This window comes from Algoriphagus ratkowskyi (assembly GCF_002150505.1).
GTDB classification, from domain to species: domain Bacteria; phylum Bacteroidota; class Bacteroidia; order Cytophagales; family Cyclobacteriaceae; genus Algoriphagus; species Algoriphagus ratkowskyi.
The window spans coordinates 339,470-365,750 of record NZ_MSSV01000002.1 but is presented as its reverse complement, the minus strand read 5'-3'; the positions used below and the strand labels follow the sequence as shown (position 1 = coordinate 365,750).

Sequence of the window (26,281 nt, the reverse complement as noted above, 5' to 3'; positions counted from 1 at the left end):
TATGAAGAAGATATTGAAAACAGCAGTAGTATTCCCCTTTTTGATATTAGCATTTTCGGCTTGTCAGCAACAGGGGGATATAAGCAAAATATTGGAAAATGAAGAATCCCGAAATCAGCTATATGAGACTATCATTTCTGATAATGAACATTCGAAACAACTGATGCAGGCTATGATGGAAGATGATCATACCCTAATGATGATGAAAGACAATGGTGAATTGATGAGTATGATGATGTCTAACAAAGAAAATATGATGGGTATGATGAACAGTAATCCTGAGATGTCGAAAGGCATGATGAGCAGTATGATGAATATGGCTGAGTCAGATACCTCTGTGTGTACGCACATGATAACCCTCATGAAAGATAAGCCCAATATGATGGGGCAGATGATGGATATGATGCATAATGAAGGTATGATGGACAAGGAAACGATGATGAGAAACAGAGAAAAGATGGGGATAGAAAACCATGGAGACCATCACTAAAAAACTATAATTATGAGAAATAATCACATGACGTGGATGCTGGTAGGATGCCTGGGTATATTCCTCCTGCTATTTTTATTGCCGGTTTTCGGCTTTAATGGAACTAACTCGCTTTTCATTTTCGCCATCATCTTTTTCGTCGCTCACCTTTTTATGATGAGAAGCCATGGCGGGCACGGAAGCCATTCCGGGCATGACAACGATCAAAAAAATCAATCTAAAAACAAAAATGATCATGCAACACATCAACATTAAAAAGTTTGCTTTGGCTTGGGGAGTGGCAGGAGTTGTTTTGTACTTGGGCTGTATTATTCTGATGGCTACGGTAGGCCATAAAGGTACTGTCCTGTTTTTTAACAGCTTACTCCATGGTTTTGATACCAGCGCTATTATTAGAATGGAGGTGCCCTGGACTGAAGCATTAATAGGATTAGTAGAAATATTTATCCTGGGTTGGCTATTTGGAGCGCTGATAGCAGCAGTCTATAATATATCTTTTAACAAAAAGTACCAATAATAGCGTAACGGGGAGAGTGGATAAAACATAAATAAATTAGAAATCATGGAAAATTCAATTAAGCATACTTATCAAATAGGTGGTATGAGTTGTGGCGGATGCGTTGCAACAGTTAAAAATAGATTGTCTTCTGCACCGGGTGTAACATCCGTATCAGTTGACCTTGCAAAGAAAGAGGCTGAGATAACTTCTTCAGCTATAATTAAAGCCGATACACTTCAGGATGCATTAAAGAATACGCACTACACCATTGCAGAACTTAAATCAGTTTAATTAAATTTTAAAAATTAAAATGATGAAAGATTTAGAAAACAAAGTGGCCATTGTTACAGGAGCAGGTTCTGGTATTGGCAAAGCAGTTTCATTACTATATGCATCTGAAGGTGCAAAAGTTGTCGTGACCGACATAGATGAAAAAGGCGGAAATGAGACAGTACACCTCATTAAATCAAAAGGGGGAGAAGCTTTTTTCATAAAAGCAGATACTTCCAATCCTGATGATCAAAAATCAATGGTGGAAATGGCCGTAAAGAAATACGGTGGTTTGCACATTGCGTGCAACAATGCGGGAATTGGTGGAGAATTAGCCCCCACAGGAGAGTATCCCATTGACGCTTGGGACAAAATTATAAGTGTCAATCTGTCGGGTGTATTTTATGGCTTGCGGTATCAGATTCCTGCCATGTTAACCACTGGCGAAGGTGGCAGTATAGTAAATATGGCTTCCATACTTGGGATGGTAGGTTCTAAAAATGTACCTGGATATGTTGCTGCAAAGCATGGTGTTGTGGGACTTACCAAGACTGCTGCATTGGATTATGCTGACCAGCAAATTCGGATCAATGCTGTGGGTCCTGGATATATCACTACTCCATTACTGACCGACACTCTCGATGAGGAAACTATAAAATCTTTAGCCGGACTTCACCCCATTGGCAGGTTAGGTACTGCAGAAGAAGTTGCCGAATTAGTTCTCTGGTTAAGCTCTTCAAAATCTTCTTTTGTTACGGGTTCTTATTATACAATTGATGGAGGCTATACAACTCAATAAAATATTTCCTACCAATTAGATCCTAAAAAATAAATTCTAATTTTTTAGGAAATAGAATATTAAAATGAAAGACAAAACCGAAGTAATAATTGTGACAGGAAGCAGTGGAATGATAGGCTCAGCCTTAATTCATAAGCTTGCTGAAAAATACCATGTCGTTGGATTTGACCAAGATGGCTCTCCATTTCCGCCCGTTGAGGCAGAATGTGTCTGTGTGGATCTCACCGACGATGAACGAATGGCCTTTGCATTCAAAAGAATTCGCTACGCTTATGGTAACAAAATAGCCTCGGTTGTGCATCTCGCGGCATATTATGATTTCTTAGGCGAACCCTCTGAGCTGTATGATAAAGTGACTGTAAAAGGCACTGAGCGGATGCTGAAATACTTACAGGATTTTGAAGTGGAGCAATTCATTTTTTCAAGCAGCATGCTGGTTTATAAACCTTCCTCGCCAGGAGTCTTAATTACTGAAGAATCGCCGTTGGAACCTAAATGGGATTATCCTAAATCTAAAGTCACGACTGAAAAAGTGATGCACGACAAACGGGGTGAAATCCCTGTAGTAATGATGCGAATTGCAGGTGTGTATAGTGAAGAGGGCAGTTCAATACCTATCACCAATCAGGTACAGCGTATTTATGAAAAGCAAATTTCAGCACGGCTCTATCCAGCAAATACCGCCCATGGCAGCACCTTTGTGCATCGAGATGATGTCATCAATGCGATAGCCCTTGCTGTTGAAAAAAGGAATGACCTTCCAAAGGAAGTCGTATTGAATATTGGCGATGATGAGACCCTGACCTATCAGGAATTGCAGGACATTATCAGTGAAGCAATTTCCGGTAAAAAATCTCCTATTATCCCTATTCCAAAGTGGTTTGCCAAAGCTGGTGCCTTTATGCAAAACCTATTTGGTAAAGCATTTATAAAACCCTGGATGATCGATCTGGCCGATGACCATTTTGAAATGGACAGCTCCAAAGCTAAAAAGTTGTTGGGGTGGAAACCAAAGCACGGTTTGCGAGATACCCTGCCCAAAATGGTTGAAAACTTAAAGGCCAATCCAAAGAAATTTTATCAGGTAAATAAATTAGAGAAATAGAGATGTTGAAATGATATGACCATGCATTTATACGCAAATTTCCATGAAAGCTAAGCGGATAGTACTCGTTTTACTTGCTTTAATTCTACTGCCAATTGTAGTATTTTTTGCGTTGCAATTTTATCATTATTCAAAAAATGAAAGTCCTTACCGCACTTTATTAATTCCTCGTCTTGAGATAGGAATTGTTGAAATATCCAATTTGGGTTCGGATGAAATCAACATGGACGAAAAATTACTAATTCATAATCCACTGCCTTTTAATTTTACAGCCGATAGTCTTCAATACAAACTATTTATCGGTGACGTGGAGGTGATCAAAAGCACGTATACAAAATCACTTCTTATAAGAAAATGGAACAGCACTTGGATTGACCTGCCAGTAACTATTAACAATGAAAAACTGCTTGCAACACTCGCCAAAGCAGATCAACTGGGAAAAGACAGTGTGTTGTACCGCATTCAAACCACATTCCATACACACATACCCTTCAAAAAGAAATTTGAGATAGATACAGAGAAGCTGCTTCCCTTGTTCTATATCCCCACTGCACGACTAAAGGAAGTATCTCACGATTCACTTAACCTAAAGGGGGTTACCCTGTTTTTAAAGGTGATGATAGGAAACAGGAATAAATTTCCTTTCCAGTTAAAAGATTTGAAATATAAATTTTCGCTCGGTGGCCATCCCTGGATTACCGGAGCAGAATTGGGAGCAATTGATATTAAACAACAGGACAGTACGGAACTATTACTACCTCTGCGCATTTCGTTTTCCCACATTTTTAAAAGCCTAGGTCCGCTTATCAGCAAAGGAGGAAAAGTAGAATATAAATTAAGTATGGATTTGAATCTAGTGTCGGATAACAATGCTATAAAAAATAGTCAAGTGACGGTGAATGATACCGGTACGCTAAAAGAATTAATCAAGCTTGCAAAAGACGAGAAGAACAAAGAAAAGGAGCGCCAGTAAAATAAACTGTACTTGGGAAGGATTATCGCATACGGAAGGAAGCATAAATGTAATAGGGTTATGGAAAACATGAAAGATGAAATGCACAGTCACGATCCTAAGAAGGGTGACAAAAAACAAGGCACACAATACACTTGCTCCATGCATCCTGAAATTATCAGCGATAAGCCGGGAAAATGCCCTAAGTGCGGGATGAAGCTTGTACCCAAAGGGGAAGAAAAATCTCACAAAATGGAAGGTATGGGCTCACGAGGCGTCACCCGACCAATAATGGACATGGAAGGCCACGAACACAAAAAGGGCCATAAACACATGGATATGGATATGGGCGCGATGAAAATGAGTGCAGATGATCGCATGAAAATGTTGAAAGATCACCACAAACAAACGCTCTGGGTTTACTGGGTTATTGTATTGCTGGGATTTTGGATGATCGCTTCACCACTTACTTTTGATTATGGCAAGAATGCGGTAGCACCTGCTGGAGGAAGACCAGTTTGGTTGTCCCTTAGTGATCGTATTGCTGCCATGTATTGGAGCGATATCATTAGTGGGGTGCTTCTGGTTATTTTTGGTTGGAGATCCCTTAAGCCAAACCGTCCTTATAGCGTTTGGATCAGTTGTTTTATAGGAATATGGATTAGTATGGCTCCATTCATTTTTTGGGCACCAACTGCTGTAGCCTACTACAACGGTACCCTGGTCGGGGTTTTAATTATTGCCTTATCCATCCTCATACCCGGTATGCCCAATATGATCACTTTTATGAAAATGGGGGGCAATGTGCCTACCGGTTGGAGTTACAATCCCTCCAGCTGGCCACAGCGATCTATTATGATTGGCTTGGCATTTATCGGGTGGATAGCCTCCCGCTATTTGGGAGCATTTCAATTAGGTTATATAGATACCGTTTGGGATCCTTTTTTTGGGGAAGGCACTTTAAATGTTTTGAACTCCGATATGTCTCATAGTTTTCCCATTTCAGATGCGGCACTGGGCACGCTCGCCTATACGCTGGAATTTCTAATGGGATTTATGGGCGGCACTTCCCGATGGCGGACTATGCCTTGGATGGTTACTTTTTTTGGTATTTTGGTCATTCCACTAGGTTTTGTGAGTATATTCTTAGTGGTTTCCCAGCCACTTACCGTAGGCGCATGGTGTGCACTTTGCCTGTTTTCTGCCATTATTATGCTTCCCATGATTCCGTTACAAATCGATGAAGTCATTGCTATGTGGCAACACATGGTGCAGAGAAAACAGAAAGGAGATTCGTTATGGACAGTATTTTGGAAAGGCGGTGAAGCGCTTTCCACTGAAAACGATCAACGTTCCCCAGACTTGGCAACATTTGTAGACAACCCCTGGAAGGTTTTTAAATCATCGCTATGGGGAATGACTGCTCCTTGGCAATTAACCATTTCTGTAATCATTGGACTTTGGTTGATGATTTCTCCAGCCGTTTTCCAGATGGGAATAGAAACATCTGCTGCAAACTTGAACCACTTGGGAGGAGCACTCGTGATCGTTTTTGCAGTAGTGGCCATGGCCGAAGTACTTAGAAGTTTTCGCTATTTCAACGTATTGTTAGGACTAGCGCTGGTAGTTATGCCTTGGTTGATAGAGGATAGCAATATGGCGCACACCCTAAGCAGTAGCCTTGCCGGACTTATCATAGTGACACTTTCCTTTTCTAAAGGGAAAATCAAAGAAACCTACGGACTTTGGGATAAATATGTAGTGTAAAAAATGATTTTTTTGAGAATAGGGTAGGGCAAGTGAAAGCATCAAACTTTAAAATGTCAATCACAGGGTACGGCGAATCAAACAAACTCTCAGATCCATTTTAAGAAATAAATTTTACTAATGATTATTTACATAAAATAAAACAAATGAAAAAGATACTCGTCCCTTGCGATTTTTCTGATTCGGCAGTTCAGGCCTTCATATTTGCATTTCAGATTGCGCAACAAAGCAAAGGAGAAATTATTTTACTCCATGTAATTGAGCTTCCAGTTTTGCGCGGCACAATACAGGTACCAGCACTTTATTTTGAAGATAATTTCTTGAATGATATGAATTTAAGTGCCGAAAAGAAACTAGAAGAACTGAAGACCAAGTGGACGAATGGGTCAATCAATGTTCGCTCCATGATAGAGCACGGCCCCATCACAAGAACTATTATTCATATAGCAGAAGAAAATAGCGTGGATTTGATTGTTATGGGTACACAAGGGGCAACAGGGATTAAAGAGTTTCTTGTGGGTTCAAATACTGAAAAAGTTGTTCGCTTCTCCCCATTGCCTGTATTGGCCATTAGGAAGTCGCTCGAGTTGTCTGACATTAAAAACATTGTATTTCCCACCACACTTGATCCGAATCAAAATAAATTACTGATTCATATCAAAGAATTACAAAATTTCTTTTCTGCTAAGCTTCATCTGTTGCTGGTGAATACACCTCACAATATGAAGAGAACAATTGATGAGAAAGATATGATGGAAGCGTATGCGAAGGATTTTGATCTTCAGAATTATACAATTAACACGCGAAATGATTTTTACGAATCGGATGCCATCATCAATTTCACTATTGAGATTAAGGCGGATATGATTGCTATGGGTACGCACAGTCGCAAAGGTCTGGCTCATTTATTCTCAGGAAGTGTGGCTGAAGAGGTTGTCAATCGTATGGATTGTCCAATATGGACGTATTCCTTGGGAGAATAAAACAGCATTCTATATTTGTATTTAAAATTACAAAAATCAAAAAGAATAATGAAAAAACTGGAAAACAAAAAAACGTTAATGAAGGAAAGCTTGTCTGGGATTGGCATGGAAAGTTTGATTTTTCTTGCCAGTGATAGAAGTTTATTCGTGACTGATGCTAAATTAGGAATGGATACTATAAGTTTGACGCGACGAGTATATTGACGGTCTCGGTACAATTAATCTGGCTTTTTATATTGGCCATACCCATTGCCTGCATCGCGTGGACAGTGACTCACGAAGAAGTTTTTCGTGAATTCAAAGACTATTGTGTTAATCGAAGTGTGCGAGGTAAAACCATAGTGGAAAGAAAATTCTTTTATCTCTTTACCTGTGAATATTGCTTTAGCCATTACGTAACGATTCTTTTTCTTTTTATAACGAATTACACATTACTGATGAGTGATTGGCGAGGTTATATAATTGCAGGATTTTCATTGGTGTGGATTGCCAATATCTATATGAGTTTATTCGGACTGGTCCGGCAGGATATTAAAAAGGAAATGATAGAAAATAAGATGCTTGAAAAGAGAGAAAAAAAATAATCATGATGAAAAAGTTTATTAGCTCTTATATTTTTTACTATTGCCTGCTTAGTAATTATATTAATGGGAGATATGTGTGCTGTTATCGAGATAGAAATCCTTTCAAAATATTTTTCCTGTCCTATGTGGAAATACCTATGGGTGATTTAAAATGACAAATGATTTTATCATAGAATGTTATAAATGAATTGAGGGAGTTATTCCTAGAACCACAAAGATTTAAACAAAGTATTACAGAGCTTCTAATACTTATAAAACTGTCGTTTAATGAGGTTAGTAAAATATTAATTAATTACTATCAAAAAGCAATAGTTTAAAATAAAAGCTTCATCTCACATTTAAAGTCGAATAGGGGAGTCATATGGCGTAGGTCAGCAATATAATTCTTGAAAGTTCAGGGTCTGTTAGTTAATAGATAAAGACAGTAAAGTATAAAAAAGCATCTAAATAGGAAAGTCAAATTCAGGTAAAAGCAGTAGAATGACGCAACCATTAAGATCTAAACACTTGCAAAAGATAAATCCCCAGAGTACCGATACAGAAATGATGGATCTCCTTCAGCGGGAAACCTTTGGGTATTTCCTAAAAGAGGTGAACGGGCATACCGGGTTAATAGCGGATAAAAGCCAACCAGGATCTCCGTCAAGTATAGCAGCGGTAGGTATGGGGTTGAGCTGCTATATTGTCGGTATTGAGCGCGGATATATATCCCGGGATGAGGCAATCAAAAGGACGCTTACCGTTTTAAAGTTTTTCCATACCAGCCATCAGGGTATCGAAGTGGATGCGACAGGATACAAGGGATTCTATTATCACTTCCTGGATATGCAGACCGGAAAAAGGGCATTAAATAGTGAATTGTCCACGATTGATACCGCTATATTATTGGCCGGAGTGTTGACTGCACGAAATTATTTTTCAGGGGAAAATAAATCCGAAACCGAAATCCGGTCTATTGCCGATGAACTCTATGCCCGGGTTGATTGGAAGTGGGCGTTGAACGGTCGTGACTCGGTTGCCCATGGGTGGAAGCCGGAATCCGGCTTTCTTCGTTTCCGTTGGGACGAAAAGTATAGCGAGGCGCATATTATGTATATACTGGCACTCGGCTCGCCCACATTCCCCATCAATCCATCTATCTATAAAAAATGGATATCCACTTTTGAATTTAAAAAACTATACGGAATAGAACATATTTATGCCGGCCCTCTTTTTATACACCAGATGTCGCACATATGGCTTGATTTTAACGGCATCGGTGATGAGCTGAATAAAAAGATCGGTGTGGATTACTTTGAAAACAGTCGGCGTGCAACCCTTGTCCAGCAACGCTATGCCATAGAAAATCCTTTGGGATTCGCTCACTATGGCGAAAATTGTTGGGGGTTTACGGCAAGTGATGGCCCCGGCCCCAGTAAGCGTATTGTTAACGGTGTTCCAAGAAAGTTTTTTGATTACAGGGCAAGAGGGATCCCTTTTGGGCCGGACGACGGCACAATTGCTCCCTGGGCAGTTGCAGCTTCGCTTCCGTTTGCACCAGAGGTTGTTCTAAGAACCATTCGCCATGCCATAGAAAGACATGATTTTGAAAAACATGGTAAATATGGTTTTGATGCAAGTTTTAACCCCACTTTTCCTGTCAAAGACACTCACCAAAGTGTTTGGTTTTCACCATGGAAATTTGGATTAAATCAAGGTCCGATCATTTTAATGATCGAAAATTATAAATCAGGGTTGATATGGAATCAAATGAAAAAAAGTCATCCTATCATAAAAGGTTTGCGACTGGCAAGTTTTACAGGTGGCTGGCTCAACGCTAAATCTTCTTAATAACATTTCTGATTAAACTTCCATGGATAAAACAACAGAAAATATTCAACAATTAGGCATCAATACAGTAAGAATCTTAGCGGCAGATGCTGTTCAAAAAGCAAACTCAGGTCATCCGGGTACTCCCATGGGTTTGGCACCGCTAGGCCATGTGCTGTGGTCAGAGAGTATGAACTATAATCCGAAAAATCCTGAGTGGATAAATCGTGATCGTTTTATTTTGTCAGCCGGTCATGCCTGCATGTTACAGTATACTTTTTTATACTTAACCGGCTATGATATCTCCATGGATGATCTTAAAAAATTCCGGCAACTTCATAGCAAAACCGCAGGGCATCCTGAATACGGATTATTAGCAGGCATTGAAGTGACCACAGGTCCATTAGGACAGGGTTTTGCCAATGGAGTAGGATTTGCAATTGCACAAAAATATATGGCTGCACGTTACAATAAGCCGGGATTTGATATTTTCGATTATAAAATTTATGCCATTTGCAGTGATGGCGATTTGATGGAAGGTGTAACTGCTGAAGCGGCATCTTTGGCAGGGCATCTTCAGTTAGGTAATATGATTTATCTCTATGATGATAATCATATTACTATTGAGGGAAGTACAAATTTAGCTTTCGACGAAGATGTAGCTCAACGCTTTGAAGCATATGGTTGGCATGTCCAGGTGCTTGCAGACGGTAATGATATAGTGGAGTTATCTGCAGCTATAAAAAATGCACAAGCAGATACAAAAAGACCTTCTTTGATAAAAGTTCGTACTCACATCGGTTATGGGAGTCCTAATAAAGCTGGTACTGCTGCCGCACACGGTTCTCCGTTGGGTGAAGATGAAGTAAAATTAGTGAAAAAGCATTTTGGTTTTGACCCTGATAAATATTTTGAAGTGCCTGGTAAAGTTTTGGATTATTACCGTGCTGCCGGAAAGAAGGGAATAAAAAAAGAAGAGAGCTGGAATGAATTATTCAGGAGCTATAAAGAAAAATATACAGAACAGGCTAATGAATATGAATTATTAAGCAGCGGAAAGTTACCTGTAGGGTGGAAGGAAAAGTTACCCGTATTTAAAGCCGGAGATAAGGAAATAGCAACCCGCAAAGCTTCTGGAAAAGTACTGAATGCGATTGCTGATTATTTGCCTAACCTAATTGGCGGTTCTGCAGATCTGGCTCCATCCACAGACACGGACTTGGAGAATTACAAATCATTTACTTCAGAAAATTATTCAGGGCGAAATTTCCATTTCGGAATAAGAGAACATGCCATGGGAGCCATCTTAAATGGGCTAGCCCTTAGCAAATTTATTATTCCTTATGGCGCTACATTCCTTATTTTCTCCGAATATATGCGACCTCCAATTCGCCTCGCTGCCATCATGAAAATTCGTCCAATATTTATTTACACTCATGATAGTATCGCATTGGGTGAAGATGGAACAACGCATCAGCCCATTGAACAATTAATCTCATTAAGATCTATACCAAACATAACGGTTATTCGCCCTGCCGATGCCAATGAAACAACACATGCATGGAGAGTTGCCATAGAACATAACGACGGCCCGGTAGCTATTATATTAACTAGACAGGGACTTCCGGTAATTGACCAGGAGAAATATGCGAAGGCGGATGCATTGGAAAAGGGAGCCTACATTCTATCCGAATCAGAAACAAACCCGGAAATAATTTTGATTGCCACCGGATCTGAAGTTCAATTAATGATTGCCGCACAGCAGCAATTAAAAGAGCAGAACATTGGGGCGCGTGTAGTAAGTATGCCTTCATGGGAATTGTTTGAAAAACAGAATGCCGCTTATAAAGAAAAAATATTTCCACAAGCGCTGAAGAAACGATTGGCGGTGGAAGCCGGCTCGCCTTTAGGCTGGCATAAATATGTAACGGATGAAGGTGATATTATTGGCATCAATAGATTTGGCGAATCGGCCCCAGGCGAGCAAGTAATGCAGGAATATGGATTTACGATTGAAAACGTGGTAAGAAGAGCGAAAGCATTACTTTCATAAAGAGCTAAATTAATGAATCAGGACAGTGCCCAAAGATATTACAAGCCTTGTCATCACTAAATAACATTAATGAAATGAAAATAGGAATTGCTGCAGATCATGGTGGTTTTGAACTCAAAGAAATTATCCATGCATTCCTGCTCAAAAAGGAATACGAAGTGGTGGATTTTGGCTCGTATAAATCCGATGACAAAGATGATTATCCTGACTTCGTAATTCCACTTGCAAAAGCAGTTGCTGCAAAAGAGGTGCAACGCGGTATTGCAATTTGCGGTAGTGGAGTAGGCGCATCAATAGCCGCCAATAAAGTTGTAGGGGTAAGAGCAGCTTTAATTAACGATTATTTTTCTTCACACCAAGGAGTGGAAGATGATGATATGAATTTGATTTGTCTCGGGGGGCGTGTTATAGGTTTTGCAGCAGCACAGGAATTTATCACAGCATTTTTAAACGCAAAATTCACAAGCGCTGAGAGACATGTAAGAAGATTGCAAAAAGTTAAACAGTTAGAAAAAATTAATGTAACTAATCATGGAATCAAATAAAGTAAAAAGCATACTCGATTTCGGTCAAAGCATCTGGCTCGATTACCTGGATCGTAAAATTATGGACTCCGGGGAATTAAAAAAACTGATTGAAGAAGATGGCATCAGGGGCCTTACTTCCAACCCCGCTATTTTTGAAAAGGCAATCAGCAATAGCTCTACTTATGATGAAGATATTGAAGCGTTTTCGAAACAAAAAACCAGTAACGGCGAGATTTTTTTTGGTCTTGCGATCAAAGATATTAAACGTGCCGCTGATTTTTTTAAACCGGTTTATGATGAAACCAAAGGGGAAGATGGTTTTGTAAGCCTTGAGGTCTCTCCTCATCTTGCCCGCGATACAGGGGGAACCATAAAACAGGCAAAAGAATTATGGAAAGCCGTTGACCGAAAAAATCTAATGATCAAAATTCCCGGCACAGCGGAAGGCCTGCCTGCCATCCGGCATTGTATCAGCAAAGGGATAAATATTAATGTTACACTTCTGTTTGGTTTGTCACGATATCGGGACATCACCAACGCTTTCATATCTGGGATTGAAGACAGATTGAATTCCAACCAACCCATTGATCAGGTGGCATCAGTAGCCAGTTTTTTTCTTAGTCGTATTGATGTTATGATCGATCCGCTGCTGGAGGAAAAAGGGTTGAATAAACTGAAAGGAGAAGTGGCCATCGCTTCCGCTAAAAAGGCTTATGAAATTTACCAGGAGGTAGTGAATAGTGAGCGCTTTATAAACCTAGAAGTAAAAGGAGCAAACCGGCAGCGGGTATTGTGGGCAAGTACCAGTAGTAAAGATCCTTCGTTCAGCGATGTAAAATATGTGGAGGCTTTAATTGGAAAAGAAACCATCAATACTATTCCAATGGAAACCCTTGACACTTTTCGTGATCATGGAAAAGCAGGAAATACATTGGAAGATGACCTAGATAAAGCGACCAATGTATTGGAGCAATTAAAAGAAAACGGCATTAATCTAGATGCTATAACCCAGAAGCTTGAAGACGAGGGTATTGAAAAATTCAATAAATCTTTTGATAAACTTTTGGAAAAAATCGAAAAGCAAAAACTACACTCATAGATTCAAGTGATATGGAAAATTCACAGACTAAGGTCGTTTTCTTTGATATAGGCGGCGTGTTGCTCAGCAATGGGTGGGGTCATCTGTCACGGGAAAAAGCAGCTAAAAAATTCAAGCTCAACTATGAAGAAATGGACGTGCTGCACAATTTCATTTTTAACGTGTTCGAAATAGGCAGCATTACCATGGATGATTATCTGGATACGGTAGTATTCAATCATCCAAGGGATTTTTCTAAAGAAGAGTTTAAAAATTTCATGTTCGCTCAGTCTGTAGAGTTACCGGATATGCTTCCTTGGCTAAAAGAATGGAAGAAAAATTGTGGAGTCCGTGTTTTTTCCATAAACAACGAAAGCAGAGAGCTCAATGATTACCGCATTAAAAAGTTTTCACTGCATCAATGTTTTGATGGGTTTTTCTCATCCTGTCACCTAGGTATGCGTAAGCCCGATCCGGGTATTTTTCAATTAGCTATGGGCATAGCGCAAGCGCGACCGGAAGAGTGTGCTTATTTCGATGATAGGCTCATGCTGGCAGAGGCAGGGGAAAAGTTGGGTATCCGCAGCTTTCATCATCGGGATTTTAAAAACACAATAGAAAATCTAATGAACCTAAAGAAATAAAAAACTAAATAAAATGGAAAAGGGAAATCAAAATGTATTTGGCATTTACGGGTTGGGAACCATGGGGAGAAATTTATTGCTGAACATGGCTGACCATGGATTTCCTGTTGCCGGCTTTAACAGACACGATGATAAAGTGACTTTGCTAAAGGAAGAAAGCAAGGGGAATAGTGTACAAGGTTTTACTGACTTAACTGAATTTATCAATAGCCTTAAATCTCCAAAAACTGTAATGCTGCTGGTGACAGCGGGCAAAGCAGTAGATGAAGTTATTACAGAAATCCTCCCATTATTGAAGAAAGGCGACCTTATTATTGACGGTGGAAATTCGCATTTTACCGATACAGACAGGCGCTACAAAGATCTGAAAGAAAAGGGTTTTCATTTTATTGGAATGGGCGTTTCAGGAGGTGAAGAAGGCGCCCGCAGAGGACCAAGCATGATGCCGGGTGGCGATAAGCATGCTTATCAATTGGTAAAGCCCATTCTTGAAACAATAGCAGCACACGTCAATGGTGATCCTACTGTTGCCTACATGGGGCCGGGATCAGCAGGACATTTTGTTAAGATGGTGCACAATGGAATCGAATATGCGCTGATGCAACTGATAGCAGAAACATACGAGGTTTTAAAGAAGGGGCTTCACCTGAATAATGAAGCCATCCATGCGGTTTTTAAACAATGGAATGATGGCAGGCTCCAATCTTTTCTACTGGAAGTGACCCGTGATATTTTTGTATTTAAAAACCCAGGTGCAGATCATTTATTGCTGGATGATATTAAAGACGAAGCCAAAGCAAAAGGAACGGGAAAATGGACTTCCCAGGTAGGCATGGATATCAATTTGCCAATCCCAACCATTGATATTGCCGTTTCCATGCGTGACTTATCTAAATATAAAACATTAAGAGTGCAAGCAGCGGCTATTTATTCTGATACTACAGAGATGCCTCTGGAAGATAATCCTGATGAATACATAGCAAACCTGGAACAGGCATTTTACTTTAGTATGGTAACGGCTTATGCACAGGGGATGCACTTGCTTTATAAAGCATCTCAGGAATATAATTATGATCTAGAACTGGACCAGATCGCTAAAATATGGCGAGGTGGCTGTATCATCCGGGCAGCGTTTTTAGAAGATATTTATAGCGCATTCAGTACAAATGCAAAGCTGGAACATTTGCTATTGGATAAGTCCATTCAATCAACACTGAAAAACAGCTTACCGGGCATCCGCACCATAGTTTCGGACTCTGCAAAATTTGGCATGGCACTCCCTGCTTATGCAGCATCATTGAATTATTTTGATGCTTTTCGCAGTGAAAAAATGCCAGCAAATCTCATACAGGCGCAGCGGGATTATTTTGGGGCGCATACTTATGAGTTGATTGGTAAAGTAGGTGTTTTTCATACCGAATGGCAAAGTGATGTTTCCTAAGCATTTAAATGCATATGAAAATTATAACTAAGTGATGAATATATCGCCTTTAGCAGGAAAAATAGCCATATCACAAATGCTGGTAGATATCCCTAGGCTTGTCACTGCTTATTACACAGGAATACCTGATACTTCTGTATCAGAACAACGTGTTGCATTCGGCACTTCAGGTCATCGTGGATCATCATTAACAAATTCATTTAATGAAAATCATATCCTTGCTATCACTCAAGCCATTTGTTTCTACCGCAAGGAACACAGAATAAATGGCCCTTTATATCTAGGCATTGATACACATGCGCTTTCAGCACCTGCTTTTGCTACTACTATGGAAGTACTAGCTGCAAACAATGTTGAAGTGATGATTGCTGTTGGAGATGAATATACACCAACGCCGGTTATCTCTCATGCTATTTTACAGTACAATACGGGGCGAAAAACTGGATTGGCAGACGGTATAGTTATCACACCTTCACATAATCCTCCGGGTGATGGGGGCTTCAAGTACAATCCACCCAATGGCGGGCCCGCATCGGGAACTATCACCAATTGGATACAAGCGAAAGCAAACGAATTGCTACAAAACAATCTTCAGTTAATAAAAAGATTTTCTTTTAAAAAAGCATTAGCTGCTGCTACAACCCATCAGCACGATTATCTGAATACTTACATAAATGATCTAGGAAATGTTATTGATATGAACCTGATCCGGGATTCAAAGATCAGTATAGGTGTTGACCCATTGGGTGGTGCCGGTGTACATTATTGGGAGCCAATTTCAGATCGCTACAAACTCAATCTGACTGTTGTAAATAAAATAGTTGACCCCACCTTTAGTTTCATGACAGTGGATTGGGATGGGCAGATCCGTATGGATCCGTCTTCACCGTATGCGATGCAACGATTGATTGATATGAAAGATCGTTTTGATATTTCTTTTGCCTGCGATACGGATCATGACCGGCATGGTGTTGTTACAAAAAGTGCAGGGTTGTTAAATCCCAATCACTATTTATCTGTTGCCATTTTTTATCTGCTGCAACATCGCCCCTTGTGGACAAAAAATGCAGCAATTGGTAAAACAGTTGTCAGCACTCAGTTGATTGACCGCATTACTGCAAAATTGGGAAGGCATCTCTATGAAGTACCGGTCGGTTTTAAATGGTTCGTTGATGGTTTGCTGGATACTTCACTTTGTTTTGGTGGTGAGGAAAGTGCAGGTGCTTCTTTTTCAAGATTGGATGGAAATGTGTGGACAACAGATAAAGATGGATTTGTACCGGCCTTGCTATCAGCAGAAATTACAGGAAGGCTTAGTCGTGATCCCGGCACTCTATATGATGAATTGATAAAAGATTTTGGTGAACCTTTTTACGACCGTATTGAAGCAAAGGCAACTCCTGAACAAAAAGAAAGACTTAGTAAACTTTCACCTGATTTTATCAATCAAAAAGAGTTAGCCGGTGAAAAGATTAATGCCATACTAACCAAAGCTCCGGGAAACCATGCTAAGATCGGAGGGCTGAAGGTAATTTCAGAAAACGGATGGTTTGCTGCACGCCCGTCTGGAACAGAAGATATTTATAAGGTCTATGCTGAAAGTTTTTTAAGTAAAGATCACCTGACAAAAATCATTGAAGAAGGTGAAAACATTGTTAACGATGCATTGAAAAAAAAATAGTTTGAAATGTATGCTGCATCTCATGAATTCATGCGACTATAAAGACCTTTTTAGGAGCTGTTATAAGCAGTTCGAATATGATATTTTGACTTAGATTTATTTTATTCCGTCTACCAGTATTCATCAGATAATAAAGTACAAATTATCGCAACTTTAATTTTGTATTTGAGTATAGTAGTAGGTGTTTCGATTAAGAAAAATGAACGTTATGGCGATTGCCATATTTTTTCTGGCCTCCATTACAGGAGTCTATGGTACATTTTTTATCTGCAATACTGTATTATCAAGTGAAGAAGTCGGTCATTCTCATGATGCCAATCATCATGTAGAGGTTGCTGAAGGAACTCATTCTCATAATTCCGACTCCTCAACAGATGATTGTTGCGACGATTTAACCTTATCATTTTTAAATGGAGCCAAGGTGTTGGCAAATCAACTTCACGTTGAATTCCCTTCGATTGGAGAGATAATTATCCTCCAGCCTGTAACTTTCAAACTAGTTGGATTTGAAAATTTTGGTAGTCCATCACACGTTATTGATCCGCCTCCAAAAGCGGTTCATCGGAGGATTTTGTATCAGTCCTTTATTATCTGATTCCTCTTCAATAAGAAGATCAATTTCATTGATTTTCAAATTCCCTATTTCTAAAGCCTAATGACTGACGAGAACCTATTTTTCAATTGGAAAATAGTATCGATTTCAATCTATTTAGCATAGGTTTCTTAATGATTCTCGGGACTTTCCTGCGGAATTTCAAAAACGAACAATTTCAAAAACTAACTATAATGAAAAAATTCATTCTATTGGTTTCACTGGCTCTGGGGAGCTTGGGAGCCTATGCACAGCATGTTCACGGTAGTAATGACCACAAAAACACAGAAGAGATGAGCCCGATGGCTCCAATGTTTAAGGATCAAGCAATTGGCAATGCCTACAGTAAATACATTGAGCTTAAAAATGGACTAGTTACCTCCGATGCATTAAAAATTAATGATGCTGCAGCACTTTTGGTGCTTGCACTGCAGGATGTAAATGATGGAGGCAAAGTCCTATATGAAGCACGAATGGTATCTAAAGCAAAGAATTTGGAGGAGCAGCGGAAGATGTTTGCTTCGCTAAGCAATGAAATGGTTGCGCTGATTAAAAATGCTAAATTATCCATGGGTACGATTTATGTTGATTTTTGCCCGATGGCCAATAATAGTACTGGAGCATATTGGCTTTCTAACGAGATGGCTATAGCAAACCCATACTTTGGCAGTAAGATGCCTACCTGTGGGAGTGTGAAAGAAAAAATCGAATAATCATGGAAGCTCTAGTACCAGAATGGGCACCAAATATCCACCCATTGATTATTCACTTTCCAATTGTCCTATGGTTGGTGGCAGTTTTTTTTGATTTGATTTCCCTTATTATCAAGGAAGCATGGATTCGAAAATCGACTATGGCATTGTATGGACTTGGTGCCATAAGTGCCTATGCAGCTTTCCTTAGTGGGAATCAAGCAATTGATATTGTGACCATCCCATTTCAGGGAGAAATGACAGCAAGTAATCACTCCGATTGGGGCAGCTACACTCTCTATTTCTTTATCTCTTATGCAATAGTCCGAGGATTTATCTTCTGGAAACAGTGGGACAAGAAAAAAATAGTCGCCGTTACACTTTTCATACTTGGAACCATCGGAATGGGGATGGTCGCAAAGACCGCAGATATGGGAGGAAAGCTTGTGTATAAGTACGGTGTAGGGATTAACAAATAATTATTACTCAACAGTAAACAATAATCAAAATGAAATACATAAAAATAATGATCGCCCTCTTGGCGGCAACTCTTGTTGTGTCATGTTCACAAGGGGAAAAATCCAGTGAAGAGCATATCATGACCGAGGCGGAAGGGCAAGACCACGGTACGATGGAAGCAGCTGACCATGGAGGTCAGGGAGAGTCAACAGTAAGCAGCGGTGAGATGAATAATTGGACACCTGGAAATGATGGTGTGAAATCTATCCAATCGGACTTCCATTTTATAGCAGGAGCAATTGAAAACATCAATCCTGAGGTGCTCTCTGAGGGCAGTCAGAATGTGATGAAACTTACTTCAGATGGCACTCCAACTGCGTTCGTTTTTCACACCTCTTACGGAAATGTGGGAATGGCCGCAATGCTGAACCTGAAAGGTTTTAATGGTACGGTAAAACTGATTCATCATGCACAGAACACTAGCAACTATGAATTTGTGGCTATTAATAGTGACAAGATGAAGCTTGGACGTGTAGTGGATGGGAAAGAAGAAATCTTTGATGAGAAAACGTATGAGTCTGCAGACGACTGGACTAACCTTAGAGTTTCTGCTGCTGGCACACACTTCAAAGGCTACATAGGAAATAAGACAATCACTCACGGCCATGGTGATATGATGAAGGATGGATATGTCGGTATAATGCTTGAAGGCAAAGGAATGCTCCAGATCAAATATGTCGAACTTACTCCCATGGAAAATGAATAATCTGCATGATATTTAAATTCTTAACAACCCTCTAAGGCACCTACTGTCTTGCAGGGTTGCTTTTTCAAACCTTGATAATGAAATTATGAAATCTAATTTTAACTATTTAATGCTACTGACCTTGTCCATTTTCTTGTGGAGTGGATGCTCTGAACAAAGGGAGAAAGTGGAAGATCAATCGGCTATTGGCACAACTGATGATGAAGCCAAAGTAAAGGAGGTCCTAATGGCGTATAAGGCAGGTGTTGAAGCCTTAAGTACGACCGGTCTAAATGACCTTTTTATCAAAGATTCAGAAGTATTTGAGTCTGGAGGTGTGGAAGGTTCTTTTGCCCACTATCAAGATCATCATCTCTCACCCGAACTGAAGGCATTCAAGTCATTTTCTTTTAGTGATTATAAAGTCACTGTTCAGATAGATCTGCCATATGCATTCACAACCGAAACATACGATTACACGATTGCCTTGGCCTCTAATGAAAGAACCATTGTACAAAAGGGTGTTGCAACTTCCATCCTAAAGAAGGTAGATGCAGAATGGAAAATCCTAAAGACTCATACCTCTGCAAGAGCCAAAAAATCAGAGGCAGAAGCAGGTAACTAATTCACTTCAAAATTTAATAACCATGAAAACCATCGCGACATATTCTTTATTTATGGCTTCCATTTTCTATAGCCATGTAATTTTTGCTCAAACTGAGACAGACCAAGTAAAGCAGGTAATGAAAAAATACAAGGAGATACTGGAAAGCTTGGATGTTTCTAAATCTTACGCCCTGTTCACGGAAAATTCTCAAGTTTTGGAACAAGGCAAAATCGAAGGAACCTATCGTGACTACATAGCCAATCACATTGGTCCGGAGCTTGGTCATTTTTCCTCTTTCACTTTTAGTGAATACGAAATAGAAGTTGTGGTTGATCTGCCCTATGCTTTCACTACGGAATCGTATATGTACAACATTGTACTTAAAGATGAGGACAAGAAAGTAGAGCGAAAAGCGACAGCCACTTCGATTTTGAAGAAGATCGAAGGAGATTTGAAAATTATCAAAACGCATAGCTCTTCCAGAGCCAAGAAGTAATGGAAATGAAAGGATATATCCATGCGTTTGGCTTTGAGTGATTGAGCATTTGGTACGATTTACCTATCAGATTGACCATGCGTTTTGCCGGACAAGAAAACCAACGTTGAAAAAACCAAAAGAGCTGTTTCTGACAAAGCTCAGAAAAGCGGAACTGAAATCTGAATTTTAGTTATTTTAGTAATTAGATTTTATGAAAAACATCCCATATAGATTAACCTTGTTTTTGATGCTACTGGTTATTTTGACCAGTACAATTTCAGCTTCCGGGAATTCTGTTGAAAAAGGAAAAACTTCTTGCTCAAAACAAGATAATTATCCGGATGATAAATTGTGTTGTGATAACGGAGATAATCATGATGTAGGTGGGGGAGTAAACTGTGAAAACACAGCTTGCCATTATCCATGTATAATTAATATGCCTGTTTTTACCAATGATTTTGAATCATCGAACATTAATAACTTTATTCTTTTGCTTAACCATGGGACTTACGTTCACCACATCCCTAAAGCAGTTTATCTTTCTATCTGGCAACCACCAGAAATAAGCTGATTCACTTTTTGACAGGAGCTAACCTGTCCTGTATTGAATACAAACCAAAGGCTTGTATTCGCTTCCTTCTATCATAGTTTAAAATTCATAAAAATGAAATCATTTAAGATTATAATGATTGCACTTATGGTGCTATCATCAACAGCGCTTATCGCTCAAATAAAAAACCCTCAAACGGAAATCGTAAAAATTTTCGGTAACTGTGACATGTGTAAAACTGCTATCGAAAGCGCAGGAAACATTAAAAATACGGCCAGCGTCCATTGGAACAAAGACAGCCAGATGGCCGAAATTACCTACGATTCTAAAAAGTCTAATCGAGACGAAATATTAAAACGAATTGCATTGGCAGGTTATGACAATGACCACTATTTGGCTCCGGACAATGCGTATGCACAGCTGTCGGAAGATTGTAAATATGAAAGACTAAAAAAAGAGCCTGTAATGGCTATGATGCCATCTAAAATGGAGATGGAGATGAATGAGACAACTTCTGAAAACCATACAGCGATGGCTGAAATGAAAGAACCTAATGCTTTGGATGCAGTTTTTAAAACTTATTTTGCTATAAACGATGCCTTGGTAAAAACCAATTCGGCTACGGCAAGTGCCATGGCATCAGAACTGTTGAATGTGATTAAGGCCTTGGAAATAGAGTCGATTAAAGCGGAAGAACAAACCGCATTAACCAAAGTGTTGCCTTCAATAGTGGCAGACGCAAAAGGCATTTCAGAAACCAAGGATATCGTCAAGCAACGGGAGAAATTCAAAGGATTGTCAAAGAACATGCACGAAATCATAGCTTTTTACAGCTCCAATGAAACTCTTTACTATCAATATTGCCCAATGCAGGATGCCAATTGGTTGAGCAAGGACAAGACAATTAAAAACCCCTATTACGGTTCACAGATGTTAAACTGCGGCTCCACTGTGGAAACTATTAATGACAAAAACTGAAGCACAATAAAAATCTAATTTTTAGATAACGAAATGAAAAAATTAATCTTAGTGCTTCTGTTTCTTGGGACGTTTTCCCTACAAGCACAAAATATAGTGCGATACGACCTTTTTGTGCGCGATACCATTGTCAATTTTTCCGGCAAAGAAAGGCACGCCATTGCGGTGAATGGGCAAATACCAATGCCAACGCTCACGTTTACGGAGGGAGACATCGCCGAAATTTATGTACACAATGAATTGGATGAAGAAACATCCCTGCATTGGCACGGCTTGTTTTTGCCTAATAAGGAAGATGGCGTTCCTTACCTTACCCAAATGCCCATACCGCCTCACACTGTCCATAAATATACCTTCCCCATCATACAACACGGCACTCATTGGTACCACAGCCATTTTGGACTACAGGAACAGATAGGGATGTACGGATCTATGATTTTGAATAAAAGAGTCGATGACAAAACATTCAGAAAAGGGATAGATGATTTAGCCACTATCCCCATAGTTTTAAGTGAATGGACAGACATTAAACCAGAAAATGTTCATAGAATGCTTCACAATGCATCGGACTGGTTTGCAATAAAAAAAGGGACTACACAAAGCTATGCAGAGGCCGTTAAAACTGGATACTTCAAAATTAAGCTCCATAATGAGTGGAAACGAATGCTCGCAATGGACGTAAGTGATGTTTATTATGAAAAATTCCTCATCAATGGTAAAAGCGAAAATGAGGATACATCTCTGAAAGGTTTGAAAGCAGGGGATAAGGTACGGCTGAGGATTTCAAACGGAGGTGCATCCAGCTATTTCTGGCTCACTTATGCCGGCGGAAAAATAACCGTGGTCGCCAATGACGGTAATGATGTAGAACCCGTGGATGTGGATAGAATGCTCATTGCCGTATCAGAAACCTACGACGTGGTGGTCACCATACCTTCGGACAATACGGCATTTGAATTTTTGGCAACATCGGAAGACCGCATAAAATCGGCTTCCATCTATTTAGGCGATGGTATTAAACAGCTCACTTCGCCACTGCCCAAACTGAAATACTTTGAGGGGATGGAAATGATGAACGGAATGATGAAAATGAACGGCGATCTGGACCAGATGGGAATGAATATGAGTATGCAGCAAATGGATATGAATGTGGTAATGTATCCTGAAATAACTGGGCCTGCAGCTAATGGAAAGGGTATGAAAATGGAAAAGGATGATGAAGAACATTCAGGCCATAAAATGGATCAAATGAATGGAATGAAAATGAGCGAGGATAGGTACAAAAGCAATGAGCTATCCGATATTACTACGCTCAACTATGCCATGTTGAAGTCGCCAACCGTAACGACGCTTCCCGAGGATGCACCTGTTAAAGAGCTACATTTTACGCTTACTGGAAATATGAGCCGTTATGTTTGGAGCTTAGACAACAAGGTTATTTCCGAAACCGATAAAATCCTGATAAAAAAAGGTGAAAAAGTGAGGATAACCATGTACAACAATTCTATGATGCGACATCCGATGCACTTGCACGGCCACGATTTCAGGTTGCTAAACGGGCAAGGTGAATACGCTCCACTTAAAAATGTGGTGGATATCATGCCTATGGAAACTGATGTGATCGAGTTTGAGGCGAATGTTGAAGGCGATTGGTTTTTTCACTGCCATATTCTGTACCATATGATGAGTGGTATGGGTAGGGTGTTTAGCTACGAAAATCAGGAACCTAATCCCTTGATTCCAAATCCAGCACTCGCCTTGAGAAAACTAAAAGGTGATGATAGATCCTTCCACGTGATGGCAGAAAACGATTTTGCTACCAATGGAAATGATGGGCAACTGATGATTCAAAGTACAAGATGGAGTATTGGTACCGAATGGCGTTTGGGATACAATGATATGCACGGGTATGAAACAGAAACCCATATAGGCCGATATATTGGAAAAATGCAATGGTTGATGCCGTTTGTCGGCTTTGATTGGCGCTATCGAAAATTGGGTCATAATGAGGTCGAGAAAAACCTTTTCGGTCAAAAAGACACCAAGGATAATCGTTCATTAGTTAGTCTAGGTGTCGCTTACACGTTGCCAATGCTCGTAGTAGCTCAGGCTGAAATATTCACCGATGGAAATGTTCGGTTGCAATTTGAGCGTAATGACATTCCACTAACCCAAAGGTTGCGTATGAACCTTATGTGGAATACTGACAAAGAATATATGGCCGGATTACGATATATAGCAACTCGGAATTTGGGAGTAACCACTCATTACGACAGTGATATGGGATTTGGTATTGGTGCAATGCTAAACTATTGATGAAAGAAAAGTTTTCACTTAAAGCCATACTTATACGTTATTCGCCTAGCTTATCAGGTATTCAAGAATTGCTAAAGAGTATGGCTTTGCGTTTGCTTCACGCACGCTGAAATAAGATTTTAGGTATTTAACAGCGAAAAGGAAAATGTCAGTGAGTAATTGTATAGAAGGCAGCGGACTATTGCTCAAACTCCGATTCTCACAAAACCGTTAATGGTCTCGTTAACTATTCCTGAATTTAAGGAACAGTTTTTTTTAAAAATTATCATATTTGAATCCTATCAAGATGTACTAATTGTGATTTAATTACGCCTAAAAGAATTGAATTATTTTTTTCTATTCCTTATTACAGCAATTTAACCTAATCCCAGCACACGAGGCAAGAGACTACGGCATAAAGCCACTCGCCTTCGGCTCATTATTTATTCCGTTTCCTCTTGCACTTAGTGCCGGGCTCAGGCTGGTGGAGCTTCATAAGTATTTGTAAAACTAAAACACAAAAGCTATGAAGACTAAAGTAAAAAAATCAGCAAAAAGAACGAGACAGGACATGTTTAAAACTTCCGGAGACTCTTCGGATATCTATGAGAAGTTTACTAACCTGATCATCGAGAAATTGGAACAGGGAATTATTCCTTGGAAACAACCTTGGAGTGAGTTGGGACTGCCTTCGAATTATCAGACTAAAAAGCCTTACAAAGGAATCAATCTTTGGCTGCTATTATCCTATGGACATCAGTATCCTTACTACCTCACCTTCAAACAAGCGAATGCATTAGGTGGAAAAATCCTAAAGGGAGCGAAGGCAATTCCTATCTGCTACTGGAACTTTGTCTTTAGAGATAAGAAAACAGGAAAAGTGATTCCTGAAAGATTGATAGGGATGTATGATTTAAAACAGGTTTGTAGGTCTGGATTTCTCAGAGAGTTTAAAGTATTTCCTATCGAACAGATTGATGGGATTGACTGGGAGTTTCCTGAGGTAAATAAGAATATACAATTTACCGTAAATGAGCAATGCCAAAGAGTATATGATGAAATGCTAAGAGCTCCAGAATTGAATCACAAAGGATCATCTGCTTACTATAGAGCAGATCTCGATCAAATTACACTTCCAGAAAGAAAGCTGTTTCCAAGCAGTGAAGAATATTATGGAGTACTATACCATGAGTTGATCCACTCAACAGGACATTCTTCAAGACTGGATAGGGTTGGAGTATCAGATCCTCACCAGTTTGCTTCTGAAGAATACAGCAAAGAAGAACTGATTGCTGAAATGGGAGCTGGATACCTGAATAATTACACCGTAATATTGGATAAGAATTTACTGGAAAACTCAGTAGCCTATATCCAAAACTGGCTGAATGAACTTAAAAACGACAAGCATCTTTTAATTGAAGCAGCTGGAAAAGCACAAAAAGCAGTGGATTATATTCTCAATGCCTGTCCTTTTTAGAAAGAGGGGGAAACCCCTTTTTTTGGTCATTCCATATTGTTACTAACAGAAACGAGATAAAGCCTTGCTCGTATCAAATCAAGGACATTCTGGTAATTCTTCTAGTAAATTATGTAAATAGTCATTTCCTTTCGCACTTAGAATGGATTCGGAATCAGTTGAGGTGCAAACAGTAACTTGTAATTCTTCACGATTTTCGGTGATATAGAATTCCCAAGTCCCCGAATTGATTCCCTCAATTGCCTCTTTGGTAGAAATGGTCCATTTATCACCAGTTCCATTTACCCCTCACACATGCGTGATACTTCCCCCAAGAGGTACTTCAGATATTTTTTTTGCACATAGAATTCGTAATCGCTTCATGAATAACTCTTAGTTGGAGTGCAAAGATGCATGATGCTTTGCGAACAACAATTTGAGTTGGGGGTTTTTGGAGTTACTTATTAATTGTATCCAAAATTTGTGGTCGATAGATAAGTTCTTTTATTTGAATCATCTTTATTATATAAATATTTTAGCCTTATTCTATCTTCTCAAAAAGGATTTGGATCAACTCGATCAGCTAAAGACTTATAACCTTCGGAATGAGTATAGTATTGTTAAAAAATACCCTATATAGGGTATTTTTTTTGAAGTATAATGGCTATAAACTTGTTATACTCATTTCATTTTCTTGTCAATATGTGTCAAAATGTTTTTGATATCGATTATAAATGATAGGTTCGA

At 39.4% G+C, this 26,281-nt stretch carries 26 protein-coding genes and 1 pseudogene; 26 read left to right on the top strand and 1 reads right to left on the bottom strand.

Annotation, left to right across the window (positions count from 1 at the left end):
- Position 1 precedes the first annotated feature (1 nt).
- From BVH02_RS03220 to BVH02_RS03090, 26 genes are all read left to right on the top strand, one after another.
- On the top strand, positions 2-490 hold the full coding sequence (locus tag BVH02_RS03220) for a hypothetical protein (protein WP_086498829.1): 489 nt from the start codon (positions 2-4) through the stop codon (positions 488-490).
- A 193-nt stretch (positions 491-683) separates the two neighbouring features.
- Entirely contained in the window at positions 684-1,007 is a 324-nt protein-coding gene (locus BVH02_RS03210; RefSeq protein ID WP_223271790.1) for a DUF5676 family membrane protein, read from the top strand.
- A gap of 45 nt (positions 1,008-1,052) precedes the next feature.
- Positions 1,053-1,280 carry a heavy-metal-associated domain-containing protein gene (locus BVH02_RS03205; RefSeq protein WP_086498822.1) on the top strand — a complete coding sequence of 76 codons (228 nt, stop codon included), beginning with the start codon at positions 1,053-1,055 and terminating at the stop codon, positions 1,278-1,280.
- A gap of 22 nt (positions 1,281-1,302) precedes the next feature.
- Positions 1,303-2,058 (top strand): SDR family NAD(P)-dependent oxidoreductase, encoded by a 756-nt coding sequence (locus tag BVH02_RS03200; protein WP_086498821.1) that lies wholly within the window; start codon positions 1,303-1,305, stop codon positions 2,056-2,058.
- 64 nt (positions 2,059-2,122) lie between these two features.
- A complete protein-coding gene (locus BVH02_RS03195; RefSeq protein WP_086498818.1) occupies positions 2,123-3,163 on the top strand; it encodes an NAD-dependent epimerase/dehydratase family protein in 1,041 nt (346 codons plus the stop codon).
- 43 nt (positions 3,164-3,206) lie between these two features.
- Positions 3,207-4,136, top strand: coding sequence for an LEA type 2 family protein (locus BVH02_RS03190; RefSeq protein WP_086498816.1), 930 nt, complete (start codon positions 3,207-3,209; stop codon positions 4,134-4,136).
- Between the two features lie 69 nt (positions 4,137-4,205).
- Positions 4,206-5,882, top strand: a complete 1,677-nt coding sequence (locus BVH02_RS03185; protein ID WP_086498987.1) for a vitamin K epoxide reductase family protein — start codon at positions 4,206-4,208, stop codon at positions 5,880-5,882.
- Positions 5,883-6,028: 146 nt separating this feature from the next.
- Positions 6,029-6,865 (top strand): universal stress protein, encoded by an 837-nt coding sequence (locus BVH02_RS03180; RefSeq protein WP_086498814.1) that lies wholly within the window; start codon positions 6,029-6,031, stop codon positions 6,863-6,865.
- 48 nt (positions 6,866-6,913) lie between these two features.
- A complete protein-coding gene (locus tag BVH02_RS21360) occupies positions 6,914-7,069 on the top strand; it encodes a hypothetical protein (protein WP_158093853.1) in 156 nt (51 codons plus the stop codon).
- A gap of 887 nt (positions 7,070-7,956) precedes the next feature.
- Positions 7,957-9,279 (top strand): glucoamylase family protein, encoded by a 1,323-nt coding sequence (locus BVH02_RS03170; protein WP_205635698.1) that lies wholly within the window; start codon positions 7,957-7,959, stop codon positions 9,277-9,279.
- A 22-nt stretch (positions 9,280-9,301) separates the two neighbouring features.
- The gene (tkt, locus tag BVH02_RS03165; protein ID WP_086498808.1) at positions 9,302-11,311 is read left to right on the top strand and encodes a transketolase; all 2,010 of its coding nucleotides are present in this window, start codon (positions 9,302-9,304) and stop codon (positions 11,309-11,311) included.
- A 74-nt stretch (positions 11,312-11,385) separates the two neighbouring features.
- Entirely contained in the window at positions 11,386-11,856 is a 471-nt protein-coding gene (locus BVH02_RS03160) for an RpiB/LacA/LacB family sugar-phosphate isomerase (protein WP_086498806.1), read from the top strand.
- On the top strand, positions 11,843-12,937 hold the full coding sequence (tal, locus tag BVH02_RS03155) for a transaldolase (protein ID WP_086498804.1): 1,095 nt from the start codon (positions 11,843-11,845) through the stop codon (positions 12,935-12,937). The genes BVH02_RS03160 and tal overlap by 14 nt, the downstream gene beginning before the upstream one ends.
- An 11-nt stretch (positions 12,938-12,948) precedes the next feature.
- Entirely contained in the window at positions 12,949-13,560 is a 612-nt protein-coding gene (locus BVH02_RS03150) for an HAD family hydrolase (protein ID WP_086498802.1), read from the top strand.
- 13 nt (positions 13,561-13,573) lie between these two features.
- Positions 13,574-15,001 carry an NADP-dependent phosphogluconate dehydrogenase gene (gene gndA, locus BVH02_RS03145; protein WP_086498800.1) on the top strand — a complete coding sequence of 476 codons (1,428 nt, stop codon included), beginning with the start codon at positions 13,574-13,576 and terminating at the stop codon, positions 14,999-15,001.
- Positions 15,002-15,035: 34 nt separating this feature from the next.
- Positions 15,036-16,682, top strand: a complete 1,647-nt coding sequence (gene pgm, locus BVH02_RS03140; protein ID WP_086498799.1) for a phosphoglucomutase (alpha-D-glucose-1,6-bisphosphate-dependent) — start codon at positions 15,036-15,038, stop codon at positions 16,680-16,682.
- A gap of 208 nt (positions 16,683-16,890) precedes the next feature.
- Positions 16,891-17,277 (top strand): hypothetical protein, encoded by a 387-nt coding sequence (locus BVH02_RS03135; RefSeq protein WP_143244178.1) that lies wholly within the window; start codon positions 16,891-16,893, stop codon positions 17,275-17,277.
- A 191-nt stretch (positions 17,278-17,468) separates the two neighbouring features.
- On the top strand, positions 17,469-17,987 hold the full coding sequence (locus BVH02_RS03130; RefSeq protein ID WP_223271792.1) for a DUF3347 domain-containing protein: 519 nt from the start codon (positions 17,469-17,471) through the stop codon (positions 17,985-17,987).
- Between the two features lie 2 nt (positions 17,988-17,989).
- Positions 17,990-18,445 carry a DUF2231 domain-containing protein gene (locus BVH02_RS03125; protein ID WP_086498795.1) on the top strand — a complete coding sequence of 152 codons (456 nt, stop codon included), beginning with the start codon at positions 17,990-17,992 and terminating at the stop codon, positions 18,443-18,445.
- 29 nt (positions 18,446-18,474) lie between these two features.
- On the top strand, positions 18,475-19,191 hold the full coding sequence (locus tag BVH02_RS03120; RefSeq protein ID WP_086498793.1) for a hypothetical protein: 717 nt from the start codon (positions 18,475-18,477) through the stop codon (positions 19,189-19,191).
- 85 nt (positions 19,192-19,276) lie between these two features.
- Positions 19,277-19,795, top strand: coding sequence for a nuclear transport factor 2 family protein (locus BVH02_RS03115; protein ID WP_086498791.1), 519 nt, complete (start codon positions 19,277-19,279; stop codon positions 19,793-19,795).
- A 22-nt stretch (positions 19,796-19,817) separates the two neighbouring features.
- Positions 19,818-20,273 carry a nuclear transport factor 2 family protein gene (locus tag BVH02_RS03110; protein ID WP_086498789.1) on the top strand — a complete coding sequence of 152 codons (456 nt, stop codon included), beginning with the start codon at positions 19,818-19,820 and terminating at the stop codon, positions 20,271-20,273.
- A 193-nt stretch (positions 20,274-20,466) separates the two neighbouring features.
- On the top strand, positions 20,467-20,826 hold the full coding sequence (locus BVH02_RS03105) for a hypothetical protein (protein ID WP_086498786.1): 360 nt from the start codon (positions 20,467-20,469) through the stop codon (positions 20,824-20,826).
- Positions 20,827-20,919: 93 nt separating this feature from the next.
- Positions 20,920-21,783 carry a DUF3347 domain-containing protein gene (locus BVH02_RS03100; protein ID WP_086498784.1) on the top strand — a complete coding sequence of 288 codons (864 nt, stop codon included), beginning with the start codon at positions 20,920-20,922 and terminating at the stop codon, positions 21,781-21,783.
- Between the two features lie 33 nt (positions 21,784-21,816).
- Positions 21,817-24,099: a multicopper oxidase domain-containing protein gene (locus tag BVH02_RS03095; protein ID WP_086498782.1), complete on the top strand. Its 2,283-nt coding sequence runs from the start codon at positions 21,817-21,819 to the stop codon at positions 24,097-24,099.
- Between the two features lie 505 nt (positions 24,100-24,604).
- Positions 24,605-25,555, top strand: coding sequence for an ArdC family protein (locus tag BVH02_RS03090; RefSeq protein ID WP_086498780.1), 951 nt, complete (start codon positions 24,605-24,607; stop codon positions 25,553-25,555).
- 78 nt (positions 25,556-25,633) lie between these two features.
- Here BVH02_RS03090 and BVH02_RS22010 read toward each other — a convergent pair.
- Positions 25,634-25,819 (bottom strand): annotated as a pseudogene (locus BVH02_RS22010) (hypothetical protein); the annotation flags it as partial.
- Between the last annotated feature and the right edge of the window lie 462 nt (positions 25,820-26,281).

What these genes read in the sequence shown, in the direction of transcription:
- BVH02_RS21360 (WP_158093853.1), top strand. Translation starts at nt 6,914, where the DNA reads ATGAAAAAACTGGAAAACAAAAAAACGTTAATGAAGGAAAGCTTGTCT.
- BVH02_RS03190 (WP_086498816.1), top strand. Translation starts at nt 3,207, where the DNA reads ATGAAAGCTAAGCGGATAGTACTCGTTTTACTTGCTTTAATTCTACTG.
- BVH02_RS03135 (WP_143244178.1), top strand. Translation starts at nt 16,891, where the DNA reads ATGGCGATTGCCATATTTTTTCTGGCCTCCATTACAGGAGTCTATGGT.
- tkt (WP_086498808.1), top strand. Translation starts at nt 9,302, where the DNA reads ATGGATAAAACAACAGAAAATATTCAACAATTAGGCATCAATACAGTA.
- BVH02_RS03210 (WP_223271790.1), top strand. Translation starts at nt 684, where the DNA reads ATGACAACGATCAAAAAAATCAATCTAAAAACAAAAATGATCATGCAA.
- tal (WP_086498804.1), top strand. Translation starts at nt 11,843, where the DNA reads ATGGAATCAAATAAAGTAAAAAGCATACTCGATTTCGGTCAAAGCATC.
- BVH02_RS03220 (WP_086498829.1), top strand. Translation starts at nt 2, where the DNA reads ATGAAGAAGATATTGAAAACAGCAGTAGTATTCCCCTTTTTGATATTA.
- BVH02_RS03120 (WP_086498793.1), top strand. Translation starts at nt 18,475, where the DNA reads ATGAAATACATAAAAATAATGATCGCCCTCTTGGCGGCAACTCTTGTT.
- BVH02_RS03195 (WP_086498818.1), top strand. Translation starts at nt 2,123, where the DNA reads ATGAAAGACAAAACCGAAGTAATAATTGTGACAGGAAGCAGTGGAATG.
- gndA (WP_086498800.1), top strand. Translation starts at nt 13,574, where the DNA reads ATGGAAAAGGGAAATCAAAATGTATTTGGCATTTACGGGTTGGGAACC.
- BVH02_RS03185 (WP_086498987.1), top strand. Translation starts at nt 4,206, where the DNA reads ATGAAAGATGAAATGCACAGTCACGATCCTAAGAAGGGTGACAAAAAA.
- BVH02_RS03105 (WP_086498786.1), top strand. Translation starts at nt 20,467, where the DNA reads ATGAAAAACATCCCATATAGATTAACCTTGTTTTTGATGCTACTGGTT.
- BVH02_RS03160 (WP_086498806.1), top strand. Translation starts at nt 11,386, where the DNA reads ATGAAAATAGGAATTGCTGCAGATCATGGTGGTTTTGAACTCAAAGAA.
- BVH02_RS03200 (WP_086498821.1), top strand. Translation starts at nt 1,303, where the DNA reads ATGAAAGATTTAGAAAACAAAGTGGCCATTGTTACAGGAGCAGGTTCT.
- BVH02_RS03130 (WP_223271792.1), top strand. Translation starts at nt 17,469, where the DNA reads ATGAAAAAATTCATTCTATTGGTTTCACTGGCTCTGGGGAGCTTGGGA.
- BVH02_RS03205 (WP_086498822.1), top strand. Translation starts at nt 1,053, where the DNA reads ATGGAAAATTCAATTAAGCATACTTATCAAATAGGTGGTATGAGTTGT.
- BVH02_RS03150 (WP_086498802.1), top strand. Translation starts at nt 12,949, where the DNA reads ATGGAAAATTCACAGACTAAGGTCGTTTTCTTTGATATAGGCGGCGTG.
- pgm (WP_086498799.1), top strand. Translation starts at nt 15,036, where the DNA reads ATGAATATATCGCCTTTAGCAGGAAAAATAGCCATATCACAAATGCTG.
- BVH02_RS03100 (WP_086498784.1), top strand. Translation starts at nt 20,920, where the DNA reads ATGAAATCATTTAAGATTATAATGATTGCACTTATGGTGCTATCATCA.
- BVH02_RS03180 (WP_086498814.1), top strand. Translation starts at nt 6,029, where the DNA reads ATGAAAAAGATACTCGTCCCTTGCGATTTTTCTGATTCGGCAGTTCAG.
- BVH02_RS03090 (WP_086498780.1), top strand. Translation starts at nt 24,605, where the DNA reads ATGAAGACTAAAGTAAAAAAATCAGCAAAAAGAACGAGACAGGACATG.
- BVH02_RS03125 (WP_086498795.1), top strand. Translation starts at nt 17,990, where the DNA reads ATGGAAGCTCTAGTACCAGAATGGGCACCAAATATCCACCCATTGATT.
- BVH02_RS03115 (WP_086498791.1), top strand. Translation starts at nt 19,277, where the DNA reads ATGAAATCTAATTTTAACTATTTAATGCTACTGACCTTGTCCATTTTC.
- BVH02_RS03110 (WP_086498789.1), top strand. Translation starts at nt 19,818, where the DNA reads ATGAAAACCATCGCGACATATTCTTTATTTATGGCTTCCATTTTCTAT.
- BVH02_RS03095 (WP_086498782.1), top strand. Translation starts at nt 21,817, where the DNA reads ATGAAAAAATTAATCTTAGTGCTTCTGTTTCTTGGGACGTTTTCCCTA.